Source organism: Geitlerinema sp. PCC 9228 (genome assembly GCF_001870905.1).
In the GTDB taxonomy this organism is placed as follows: domain Bacteria; phylum Cyanobacteriota; class Cyanobacteriia; order Cyanobacteriales; family PCC-9228; genus PCC-9228.
Genome location: NZ_LNDC01000034.1, coordinates 1 through 11,999 on the forward strand (window position 1 = coordinate 1; position 11,999 = coordinate 11,999).

General features: G+C 46.2%; 8 protein-coding genes and 1 pseudogene. 8 read left to right on the forward strand and 1 reads right to left on the reverse strand.

Annotated elements, in window-relative coordinates; all coding sequences use genetic code 11:
- The first annotated feature begins 148 nt into the window (after positions 1–148).
- The 8 genes from AS151_RS02410 (at position 149) to AS151_RS02450 (ending at position 11,446) form a co-directional block, all read left to right on the forward strand.
- Positions 149–2,002, forward strand: a complete 1,854-nt coding sequence (locus AS151_RS02410; protein WP_071515479.1) for a penicillin-binding protein 2 — start codon at positions 149–151, stop codon at positions 2,000–2,002.
- Between the two features lie 222 nt (positions 2,003–2,224).
- Positions 2,225–3,652 carry a hypothetical protein gene (locus tag AS151_RS02415; RefSeq protein WP_071515480.1) on the forward strand — a complete coding sequence of 476 codons (1,428 nt, stop codon included), beginning with the start codon at positions 2,225–2,227 and terminating at the stop codon, positions 3,650–3,652.
- 236 nt (positions 3,653–3,888) lie between these two features.
- Positions 3,889–5,232, forward strand: coding sequence for a DUF1822 family protein (locus AS151_RS02420; protein ID WP_071515481.1), 1,344 nt, complete (start codon positions 3,889–3,891; stop codon positions 5,230–5,232).
- A gap of 265 nt (positions 5,233–5,497) precedes the next feature.
- Positions 5,498–7,984 carry a CHASE2 domain-containing protein gene (locus AS151_RS02430; protein WP_071515483.1) on the forward strand — a complete coding sequence of 829 codons (2,487 nt, stop codon included), beginning with the start codon at positions 5,498–5,500 and terminating at the stop codon, positions 7,982–7,984.
- Between the two features lie 169 nt (positions 7,985–8,153).
- Entirely contained in the window at positions 8,154–8,813 is a 660-nt protein-coding gene (locus tag AS151_RS02435) for a hypothetical protein (RefSeq protein WP_071515484.1), read from the forward strand.
- A 450-nt stretch (positions 8,814–9,263) separates the two neighbouring features.
- Positions 9,264–10,004 carry a hypothetical protein gene (locus AS151_RS22435; RefSeq protein ID WP_211517497.1) on the forward strand — a complete coding sequence of 247 codons (741 nt, stop codon included), beginning with the start codon at positions 9,264–9,266 and terminating at the stop codon, positions 10,002–10,004.
- A gap of 255 nt (positions 10,005–10,259) precedes the next feature.
- Entirely contained in the window at positions 10,260–10,499 is a 240-nt protein-coding gene (locus AS151_RS02445; protein ID WP_071515485.1) for a hypothetical protein, read from the forward strand.
- Positions 10,496–11,446: an ATP-binding protein gene (locus AS151_RS02450; protein ID WP_071515486.1), complete on the forward strand. Its 951-nt coding sequence runs from the start codon at positions 10,496–10,498 to the stop codon at positions 11,444–11,446. Before AS151_RS02445 ends, AS151_RS02450 begins: the two co-directional genes overlap by 4 nt.
- Here AS151_RS02450 and AS151_RS23195 read toward each other — a convergent pair.
- Positions 11,432–11,663: pseudogene (locus AS151_RS23195) on the reverse strand (RNA-guided endonuclease TnpB family protein); the annotation flags it as partial. The gene AS151_RS02450 and the pseudogene AS151_RS23195 sit on opposite strands and share 15 nt — an antisense overlap.
- Positions 11,664–11,999: the final 336 nt, after the last annotated feature.

Sequence of the window (11,999 nt, forward strand, 5' to 3'; positions counted from 1 at the left end):
CGGGGATGGGTTAGCATAGCGAATCTATCTAGGCACACCCGATGAAGCGAGAATCTCACGAATTCTATTCGTGAGAGTGTCAAACTCCGAAGCTCCGATGCCGCCATGCTCTCTTCTGGAAAAATGACGCAAGGAAGAATCAAAATCCATGTCCCGGGTCTTACAAACCAGCGATCGCAAAAAGAAACATACCGATTCCAAATCCCCCTCTACTTTACGGATGCGGTTGGTTATGGTTTGGGGGATTTTGATTGGTTTTGGATTGTTGTTGGGGGGAAATTTGTTGCGGTTGCAGGGATGGCAGGGGGAGATACTGCAGCAACGGGCTACCGAACAGCAGTTGGTGCAGTTGCAGCCGTTTGTTCCCCGACGCCCCATTGTAGACCGCCAGGGCAATACCATGGCTATCGATCGCTTGGCTTACGTCTTGTACGCCCATCCTATTTTATTTGGCCGCAATGGTGCTTCTGGGGAAGCTGCAACGCAGGCATTGAGCGAAGCCGAAACACCTGCCGAACAGGTAGCTCGTCAACTAGCTCCAATTTTAGAGCGATCGCCGGCGGAATTGCTGGCGGAATTCAAGACGCGCAAAAGTGGTATTCGCTTGGAAGATACTGTATCCGATACGCAAGCCAGAAAAATCCGTAGTTTGCAATTAGATGGATTGGAACTGGTCCGTCGTTCGGTTCGCCTGTATCCCTACCAGGAAATTGGCTCTAGTGTCGTGGGATACGTCGATATCGATCGCCAAGGTCAGGCTGGGATAGAACGTTCCCAGGAAGAGGTTTTGATGCGTTCGGTGCCGGAAGTTTGGTATCGCCGCAGCAGCTACGGTTCTTTGATGCCCGTGGTGAAGGCAGATGAAGTGAAAGGGCAAGTGCCAGGGGGCTTTCTTTATTTAGATGATTGGCGGTTGCAGCTGACGGTGGATGTACCTTTGCAGCGGATGGTTCAACGTGCTTTGGCAGAGCAAATAGAAAGCTTTCAAGCTCAGCGCGGCATGGCTTTGGTGATGGATGTGAGAGATGGTTCGCTTTTGAGTTTAGCTACCCATCCCAGTTACAATCCCAATACTTACTACGAGTTTGATGTAAGCTTGTTTAAGAATTGGGCAGTAACGGATTTGTTTGAACCCGGTTCGACCTTCAAACCGATTAACGTAGCGATCGCTTTGGAAACAGGAGCTGTAGAGCCCAACAGCCGCTTTCGCGATGAGGGTCGCATTACCATTGAAGGGTACCCTATTTCCAACTACGACTACAGCCAACAGGGGGCACCAGGTGTCGAGTCGGTTACGGAAATTTTAAAATACTCCCGCAACGTGGGTATGGTCCACGTGATGGAACAGTTGCCGCGGGAAACTTACTACAACTGGCTGCAAAAATTGGGTTTGTCAGAGACTGTGGGCATCGATCTCCCTTTTGAAATTCCCAGCTATATCAAGAGCAAGTCCCAATTTGTCAATTCCCAAGTAGAGGCCGCTACCACAGCCTTCGGGCAAGGATTTTCCCTGACAGCCATCAAACTTGCACAACTGCACGCCGCGATCGCCAATGGTGGTACCTTGGTGACCCCCCACGTGGTAGCAGGCTTATTCGACCGCCAAGGCAACAAATACTGGGAACCCTCCCTCGGGCAATCCCGCCGCATTTTTTCCCAACCAACCACCCGCGACGTTTTGGCGATGATGGAAGAAGTGGTGGAAGATGGCACCGGTCAAAAAGCTGCCATTGAAGGCTATCGCATTGCTGGCAAAACGGGAACTGCTCAAAAAGCCGATCCCCGCGGTGGCTACAAAGAAAATGCCATCATCACCAGTTTTGTCGGTATGGTTCCCGCCAGCAATCCCCGCTATTTGGTCTTAGCCGTGGTAGACGAACCGCAAGGGGGCAGCGGTGGAACAACGGCCGCTCCCATTGTCAAGAAAATTTTACAAACCTTAATTGTTCGTCAGGGGATTCAGCGTCAACCACCCCCCGGGGAATCAGGCAATATAGAATAGCTTCTACCATTTCTAAAAAACAATGATTCTCTAGAATTTTCCGATTTTCCTAGTAGGGGTGCTCACGCGTTGCGCCCCAACAAAAGTCCCCGCGATTATTGCTAGCATACTTTTAAGGAAATGCTATGAATTTTCTTGCAGGTCATCCAACATATTTTCACCAGTGCCACTTAGGATAGGTAAAAGATACCTTCCAAATCAGCGAAAGGAAAAATTAGCGGCGTGGGTACCCCTTCCAGATACTGGCAACTAGCAAAACTAACGGCTGCGGGAACGGTTTTGATTGTCGAAATTCCGTCGGCAAAGGAGTTTTTCCGCCAGCAGTTTCCCCATATTTTCCACTCCGATAGCATTGCTGACACGAACATCGAACCTCGGTTACTGGCGCTGTGGCAGGATCCTCAATACCAGGAAAAGGTGAGTTTGTGCTGGCGCTGTTACATTTCCCATCAAATTTGTCGCGTTTGTTCCCAATTGGAAAAGCAATTTGGGCAGCAACATGGGTTCAATCGCGATGACTTGCTGCCTTTGGTTTTAAACGACTCGTTAGAATCTATCAAATCCATGGCATCGGCATCGGTTCCCTCATACCAACCCCTAGCGGTGCAAATTTTACAAACTTTCAATCCCCAACGGGGCAGTCTTGCCAATTGGGTAGATAAACTGGTCAAACGCGATCGCGAACTCAATCGTTTTTTATTACAACACGGTGTTTATCTAGCCAGCGACTGGGCAATTTTAAACGATACCCAACCCAAACAACTAACCAAAATTTTAGGCGAGTTTCACCAATACACCCATGCCGAAATTGAGTTTACCAAAACCCTGCTAGCCAGCTACCATCGCATTTATCGCGCCCAACGCTTGCGACAAAAACAACAGGGATATTCCCATCGCTGTTTGCCTCCTACCCAAAGCCAACTCACCGCGATCGCGCAAGACATGCAGCCTAACCTTGCCCAACAACAGTCTCCTGAAACCATTTTAGAACAACTGCAATCTTTAGCCGATCGCTTGCGCCAGTATCGCATTTACCGACGCGGCGGTTTCATGCCCAGCCAATCTTTAGACATTCCCGAAACTTCCCAAAAACTGGAATACGAACAATATGCAGCACCGCTGCCTGCCAGGGAAAATGACACCAACAACACCCAAGCGCAAATCGATTTTCTACAATTTTACCGCCAAGAATTTGTACGCAGTTTGGATCGTTCTCTGGAAGCAGTCTTGCGCGATCGCTTGCGGAAAAAGCAGCGTCAAAAAACCACCCAATCCCAAAAATTATTGCAGGGATTGTTTTTATTCCACTGCCAGGGAATGGCGATGGGAGACATAGCCCAACAGTTGGAGTTGAAAGCACAGTATCAAGTAACGCGCCTGTTACAGTTAAAAGAGTTTCGTACCGACGTACGCCAAAAAATGATACTCGATCTCAAAGATTCTATTTGGCAACAGCTACGGCAGTATAAAACGCCACAGGAGTTGCAAAATTTAGAGGCAAATATAGAAATTGCCCTCAACGAACAGGTGGAAACTGCGATCGCCGCAGCGGAAAAAGAAGCCAGCTTTCCGAAAAAAAACGCCCAACAGAGTCTATTTGCCCAACGTTTGTGTCGTTTGCTGCGCGAACAGTTCCAACTGTCGCCATAAAAAATCAATTGTAACGGTTCCCTTTTGGCATAAGTTCCTCCATGGGTGGAAATATAGAAGATTGTCAAGGTAGCGTCGTTTCGCGAACCAATCGCGTACCGACAACCATTTTCGGATGGAAATCTCAGCGAAATGGTTTTCTTTCTCAATTTAGCGTCTCAGTCAATATCGAAAGAGGTTGGCGAGGATTGGGATTTGGTTAGTTTCATGTTTCATATGGAGTTTCGATTGGTGCTATGGTTCAATCACCTTCTTTTTTTGATTGGGAAAGCCTCGATACCAATGCTTTTGCCATCGAACCCAATCGCGCATCGCAAGCGGTGGAGATGACATCGGAGATGGGTTACGAATCCCAACAATGGCAAATGTACTTACAGTTTTTGGCTTTGGGAGGATTGCAACAGTGGTTGCAGCAGCGATCGCTGGCAGTGCCAGTAGAAGCCAAATTTCAGAAAAAATACGCACCGGCTACCAATGCTGTGGGATATCTCCAGGCAGGAGGGTGGAAAATTCTACCGGTGGCAATGGGAAGTTTGACGGATGATGCGATCGCGATGCCGCGGGTTAGCTTGCACTTACCAACGTTTGCCCATCATTTTTACGTGGCGGTGGAAGTGGCGGAAGAAGCAGAACAAGCTCGAATTTTGGGTGTGTTGCGCTACGACAAATTGCGAGAACGCTGCCGCCACGAGTCTCTATCCCCAGAAGAGGATTGGCACGATTTTGTTCCCCTGAGTTGGTTTGAATCACCCGATCGCTTGTTGCTGTATTTGCGATGTTTGGAAGGCGAGGCGTTGCCGTTGCCAGGGGCAAGTGCCATGGCTGCCTGGGAACAGTTGGAAGAACTCACACCAATTGTTTCGCAACTACAAAGCAGCGATCGCCCCTGGTGGGAAATGGTGGCTTACGAACGGGTCAAATCGATTTTAGCCAATCCAGAGTTGCTAGAACTGGCAACTGCCGACCAACCTTACCAACACCATCGCTTGCTGGAACGGTTGCGGGAAATTTGTCAACCAGCGATTAATGTTGCCAAATGGCTGCAAGATGAAATCCAAACCACTGCTAGCGAACTTTCCTGGGTTTTACTACCCAGTCTCACACCGGCTACTTCGGCGTTGCGATCGGTAACGGCGGATTTGGATGCGATTTTGTTACAGTTGGAGCGTAATGGCTTAGAAATTTCCGAAACAGCTAGGGGGGCCTATCGCAACATGCAACTGGGGGGCATCTCGCTGAAATTATACGCGATCGCGTCTGCCGATCTTCCTCACATGCCAGCGACCGATACCGAATCCAGCCATGAGGCGATCGCGCCAAGCGACCAGTGGAGTTTGTTGTTTATTCTAAGTACCAACGCGGGGGTGACGCTACCGGTGGGAACGACGCTACGGATTAGCGACGAAACTGATTTGTTGTTAGAAAAAAAGGTGAATCCTGGCGATCGCGAAACCATTCTCTATGCTTGTGTTGTGGGCGAACGATGGGAGTCTTTTTCTGTTGCCATAGCGTTAGACGATCGAGACGCGATCGCGCTGCCTCCGTTTATTTTTTGCCCCGACGAGGAGGGGATATCTTAATTGATTTGGTTGTCAACTCGAACCAGCAACGGTAAATTCAAGTTTCCTCGCATCCCAGTAGTGCCATAATAGCAATATAGGACTCCAATGACCGCGATCGCAGTTTGGATGGTTATCAAATTTTGTCGTTTCGATCGAAACCCTAGCCCAAACAGTAGTTGGTTAGTAGCGGGTTGATGAAAATCCACGATGGCGGACAAATAGCTTTCTCAAAACTTACCGAACCTACAGTTTTTTTTGGCAACCATCTCTTGTTTGTACCATTATGCCTACAGTTCAATACCGCTTGAATATTTGTAAAGTCGAACAGTTCTGCCTGTTTAAACTGGATTGGGGTCAGGGAAAACAGCTGCTTGCCCATGTCAAATATCCTACGTTTCTCACCAATTTATATCAAGAATGGCAGCGTATCTATATCAGTTTTTACAAAACTGCTTTGCGGGGTCGGGTGGTGGCTAGCGGCGCTATGGATGCCTCGCCAGTGGATTGGCATGCCAAATTGGTACAGGCGGAAGCCAAGTTTACCTACGAATTTCATCGTTGGTTGCGCAGTGCAGAGTTGTTCGATCTTCGCTCGCAAATTGCCCAACACAGCAATGACAGTAGCAATACTCCTTGTATTGTAGATATTTTTCTGAGTTGCTATCCTTTGGAAATTGCCCGCTTCCCTTGGGAAAATTGGGAGTTGGCAACGGAATTTGCCAGCAAAGCCCAGATTCGCTTTTCCCGCTATCCCAACAACTTACGTAGCGACAACCACGACAAAAACCAAGCCTTTTTTATTGCTCGCAAACCCAGAATTTTAACCGTTGCTGGTGACAGCACGGGATTGGATTTTCAAGCAGAGAAAGAAGCAATTTCTCATCTAGAGAAACGACTGAATATTCATTTTTTCGGCTGGCAACCTGGGAGAGATATTCAACAGTTAAAAACTGAACTACGCCGGGTAATTACTGACCCGTTGGGTTGGGATATTTTATTATTTTTAGGTCATAGCAACGAAACGGAAGTTACTGGGGGGGAAATTGCGATCGCACCCGATGTTTCCATTTCCATGAGCGAAATTGCCAGCGATTTGGCTTTGGCGCGCCAACGAGGATTAAAGTTTGCCCTGTTCAACTCTTGCAACGGGTTAAATATTGCCGATGCTGTCATCGATTTGGGGTTGTCGCAAGTGGTGGTTATGCGCGAACCTATCCACGACCGCGTTGCGAAAGAATTTTTAACCGAATTTCTACAAAAAATTTCCGTTGGCGAAAACGTTCATGATGCCCTATTGTCTACCTGTAAATATCTCAAAACCAAGCAAAATTTAACCTATCCTTCTGCCTATCTCATTCCTTCTATTTTCCGACATCCCGATGCCCAACTGTTTCGCTTGCAACCACGGGGATGGCTGGCGAAAGCTAAACAATGTTTGCCCAATAAACTGGAAGCTTTTGTCCTTTCTCTTGTCTTTTTATGCAGCTTGGAACAGCTACCAATACAACCTTGGTTGTTGGCAACCAGACAACTTGCTCAATCGATTTATCGCGACTACACCGGGCAACTTTCTACTCCCAAATTGTCGCAACAATTACCACCGCCAATTTTGTTAGTCGAAATTGACGCCAGTTCTTTGCGATCGGCACCTGATAAAATTAGCAAACCGACACCTTTAAACCGCCGCTATTTGGCTAGATTAGTTGACAAATTAACGGCTTTAGATGTACCCATTGTTGGTATTGATTATTTGCTTGATTTTCATCAGGAAGAAAACGATGCTTATTTGGCGCGATCGCTAAAATCTGGTGTCACTCAAACACCACCGACTTGGTTTGTTTTTGCTGCTATTAGGGGGTCTGAGGAGGGGAGTTGGAATTCGGTTAATTCCAATTTGGCAAGCTCCAATTGGAGTTTGAACGGTCACATATATGGGTTGACCAATCCCAGTTATACAAAAGTTTGGTACATGCGGTTTCTCCTGGGAAAAGAACCAGAAGAAATTCCCTATCCGTTTCCATATGTATTGGCTTGGTTGGTAGAAATTCGAGCAGAAAATGCCGAACACATGTTCCCAAAACCTAGTTTAAAAAGCCAATCAGATTTAATCAAACAAATGAAGAAAAAACTTCCAAAAAAATACGAAAACTTACAGCAAGATCGTTTCTTTTATCCCTGGCAAAAACCAGTTTTTACTAGTTTTGCCTATCAATTTCTAGGGCAACGATGGTTCCACCCTACCATTGATTTTTCTATTCCTTCCAGCAGCGTTTATCAAACGATAACTGCTAGAGATTTATTAGCTATGTCAAACCAGAAATCATCTCTTCAAAACACACAAGCTGCTATTATAATTCCCGGAGAATATGACAATATGGGATTGACGCAAGGTAGTCCCGATGGGCATCCAATTCCCGATGCATTTCAATATTGGATTGCTGATAAAGATAGAATGGAGATTTACGGTGGTGAAATTCATGCTTTTATGATAGATCATATACTCAACCAGCGTCGGATTTATTGGATTCCCGATATTCTCGCGATCGCGGTGATGGTTGTGTTGGGTAGTATTCTCAAAAAAATGTTTGTCAATCGCAGTCAGTTACCTTCGCGTCGAAAAATATTTTATTTTGGCAGCGCGATCGCAATTTTATACGTAGCATCCAGCCTACAAATATACGTTTGGTGGCAAATTGCCATTCCCATGGTTTTGCCAGCTGTAGCTTTAAGCAGCTATCTACTACCTATGCTTTGGAGACGAAAACAATGATAAAAATTACATTGATTTCAATTAGTATTTTCACGGGATGTCTGCTTTCCTTTCAATGGGTCGATCTCAAAAAAATAGATATTCCTTGGACCAATCTAATACAAAATCAACCACCAGGAGAAAGCGACGGCGAGCACGGCTTAAGCCACAGAGAAATGGGAGGTTTTTGATGAAATTTTTACCCAATCTTATGGAAACTTTACCTATTATTTTCTTATTATTTCAAATAGGAATAATACCAGTTCGTGCCCAAGAAAATAATTTATCTTGGACGACAATTTTCAACCGAGAAGAACCGGGGGAAAGTGAAGGCGATACTCCTTTAGTAAATCGAGGAGACATTTGCGCGATCGCGCCAAGGAACGAAATTTGGCACCAACAACCGGTATTTGTCTGGCAGGGAGAATTGGTCAAAGTTGAAGTGCAACCCCGCAACAGACGCGATACGGTTTTGTGGAGCCAACCAGTTACCCCTGACGATTCCCATGTGGTTTACGATGGCGATCCCCTGCAGCCAGGAAAAGCTTACGATTGGGTAGCATTTTTAGGAGAAAATGCTGTTTTGGAAGTACCGTTTCAAGTTTCTCCTTATGCCACGCGCGCCCAACATTGGGGAAATGTGCGCGACTTAGAAACCAAACTCCAACAACAAGGTGCCAATGCCAACGAAATTGCCCTGCATCGCGCCCAATATTTTCAACAACAAGGGTGGCGATCGGATGTTATCCAAGAAGCTTTTTCCGTTGCCAATCCTAGTGAAGAATTGCAACAAGTTCGTCGGCGCTGGCAAACCAGTATTTGCTCGCCGCGATCGCAATCCAATGAATAAAGGGGAATTTTGTGACTTTCGGCATTTGGGTAGAAAAGGAGGAAGAAGGATACGACTTTTGAAAAACAAGAATTTTTTGAGATCTTTTTTATTATCTTCGCAGAGGCGCTTCGCACAGAATCCCTACAGAAATATCCCAATTGTTTATTGCAGATTGTTAAGGAAATGGTAGGATATATTTGTCACCTAGTCATACGAAATCCGATGTACATACACCCACAAAAATGCAGGAATAGTGCCCCCCTGCCTCCCCCTACAGAAAGATTGTGGTTTCTCTATGTTGGATTTGGTATTAATACCTTCGTATCTACAGGGATATGGCTGTTTGTATGACAAAATATTGCGATTTAAATAAGAAAATTTTTCTCGTGCTAAAATCAAAATATATCTTGTTGGCAGATAGGGATAAATAAGCGATAAAAAACAAAACTTTCCTAAGGAGTTCGGTCAATGAAAAAGAACTTTTTGACGACTGGGGTTTCTGCTGCCTTGGCAACGGCTGTGTTGGCTTATCCCGCGATCGCAGTTAATTGGATAAACATGGGTCGTGCTTCTAGCGGAGAATCTATTTTTGTAGACAGCGATAGCATCCGCAGCCAGCCAGGGGGCATTGATTTTCGCTACCGCATTGGCAACGAAACCATCGACGCCACTGCCTACTGTGAGGGGAATAAATGGTATGCTGACGGATATGGTTGGTACTCACCGCAAAGCCAAGCCACCCAAGATATGTTTAACTACGTTTGCAACGCTCGTAGAAATAGTTCGGGGCAGACTTGGCTGAATATGGGAAGCGCTTCCACAGGGGAAACTATTTGGGTAAATTGGTACAGTATGGTGATGACCGACCGAGGCGTTGATTTTCAGTACCGAATTGGTAGCGAATCGATCGCGGCTACGGCGGATTGTTCGCGCAATCGCTGGTATGCGGAAGGATTTGGCTGGTATTCTCCCCAAAGTCGAGCCACCCAAGGAATGATTGATTTTGTTTGCCATGCTAGCGCCAATCCGCAGCAGAGAACAGCTGTGGTTTTTGACCCACCATCCAACGTTCGAGCTTACCCAAATGGCGATATTATCTGTTCGGTTCGCCAGCAAAATACCATTAATTTATACGGCAACGATGGTGAGTGGTACTATACCGATGCTTGCGGTTCCATAGGGATGATTCACCAAAGTCAAATTCGCTAAATTTTCCACACGCGATCGCATAAGCTTGAGGGCAGCCAACCAACTCGGAGAATCTCCAAATCCGTATTTTCCCGATAGGTAGAAAACCGATCTCCGAGAAAACGCAAGTAGGCGGCGATCGCAAATGGCAGTTTGATAGGAATGTGTCCGTTTTGTCAGTACAATGTATTGGCAAAAAACCGAAAAACTATCTAGATTGTCAAGCCTTGTAACTCAGTTATCATACCCCATTAGAAGCATTGGCAAGGGTTGGTTATGAGCGAAGCCAAGCAAAACCAATCTTCTGGGGTTCGTGTGTTCATGACAGTTCCCGAACATCGAGAATGGTACTGCCAAGGCGGTCGTCGCATTAAAGATATTCTGGAAGAGTTGCAGCTAAATCCAGAAGCAGTCATCGCCATTTGTGGGGATACCTTACTGACGCCTGACGAAGTGGTTCGCGATGGTACCGAGTTAGAAGTTCGTTCGGCGATTTCAGGAGGAAATGCCTTATGAAATGCAAAAAGTGCCGGCAAAAAGCGGTTATCGAACTCAAACGCCACAACAGCGCTTTCTGCCGTGAGCATTTCTTGGAATATTTCCAAAATCAAGTCAAGCGTACCATTAAAAAATTTAGCATGTTCCGCCACCGCGATCGCGTTTTGGTCGCTATTTCTGGAGGCAAAGACAGCCTCGCCTTGTGGGATGTACTTTTGCAACTAGGTTACCAAGCGGATGGTTTATACATAGATTTGGGAATTGGTGAATACTCGCAAACCTCAGGTGAAAAAGCGCAAAAATTTGCCGCACAACGCAACGCCCAACTGCGCTACGTATCTTTAGCGGATAAATACGGTTTTGATATTCCCGATGCTACCCAGTATACCAACCGACCGGCCTGTTCTGCTTGTGGGTTGAGCAAGCGATACCTGTTCAATCGCGAGGCCTTTGATGGCGGTTACCATGCGATCGCGACTGGGCACAATTTAGACGACGAAGCGGCTACCCTGTTGGGCAATGTATTGGGTTGGAATACGGAAGCCCTAGCCCGGCAATCGCCAGTTCTCGAAGGTAGCAAAAAAGGATTTGCCCGCAAGGTAAAACCGTTAATTCGGCTTTCGGAACGGGAAACCGCCGCCTACTGCGTACTTACTGGCATTGACTATATTGTCGAGGAATGTCCCAATGCGCTGGGGGCACGTTCCCATTTTTACAAAGAACTGCTCAACAATCTAGAAACAGAATCCCCTGGCATGAAACAGAAATTCCTCATGGAATATTTGGAACGTGGCAGCCACTACTTTACCCGCGACGATGCCACCGAACTGAATACCTGTCAAAGTTGCGGACATCCCACCAGTGGTGATATTTGTGCTTTCTGCCGCATGACCGCACAGCTGCTATCGAAAAAATTGCACGACGATCCCATTGACGCTCTCTTTTCGTTACCTACTTACTTTTAAATGCTTACGGGCATATCGACTTCTAGCCTTTCGACCGTTCTGGGATTGAGGTTCTCCTGGGCGAAACTTCTTCTACTTGTTACGGTTGAGTGGATGGAGTTACTTTTCGCTTCGTTTTTCAAAGAATGCGAACTCGTTTAATTGGTGCGGGAAAAAAGGAATTCAAATCCCTTGAAACAATTAATTTGAGTTTCCCGATTCTCTTTTTATCAGTGAAGTCGTATACTTTTTGCACTTAGAAGGATTCTAATCTGATGTTTTATATTCCACCGAATGAGTCGTTTTAGAAAACTTGGGATAACCTTTCTTCCCTTGAATACCAAATCTGACATGGAAGAACCACAATTTTTTTGTCGGGGCAACTCCCGCTGTGGGTCCCTTTTGTAGGGGTAGGTAGGGGGCGCTACCCCTACATTAGCGATCGGATTTCATTTTCCCAAAATCACGCTAAAAGGGAGAATTTAGAATTTTATATCAGACAGGATTTCCAGAAAACCCTCCCAGGCTAGCACGACAATGCTGGCAAAACGACATACTTGCGCTTTGCTAGCAT